Genomic DNA, 236 nt, shown 5'->3' with positions numbered 1-236 from the left:
CTGACGATACCAACAGTGAAGGCAATGGACTTTCCTACAGCCTCAGCGGCGGCGATGACCAAGCCTTCTTTGACATCAATGCCACAACCGGTGCCCTGTCCTTCCTCAATACCCCCGATTTTGAAAACCCCCTCGATGCCGGAAGCAACAATACCTATGCCGTTGAAGTAACTGTTACGGATGCTGGGGGGCTGAGTACCGCGCAACTGCTCACCATTACCGTCACGAATGTCAAT

At 53.0% G+C, this 236-nt stretch carries 1 protein-coding gene; it reads left to right on the top strand.

Translation table 11 applies throughout. From position 1 onward, the window contains the following. Positions 1 to 236, top strand: a 236-nt coding sequence (locus JUJ53_RS16000) for a cadherin repeat domain-containing protein (RefSeq protein WP_204153042.1), incomplete at both ends; no start/stop codon positions are given.

It is taken from the genome of Leptolyngbya sp. CCY15150, assembly GCF_016888135.1.
Taxonomy (GTDB): domain Bacteria; phylum Cyanobacteriota; class Cyanobacteriia; order RECH01; family RECH01; genus RECH01.
Note: the sequence above shows the minus strand (reverse complement) of the source record. Positions and strands in the feature narration are given on the sequence as shown.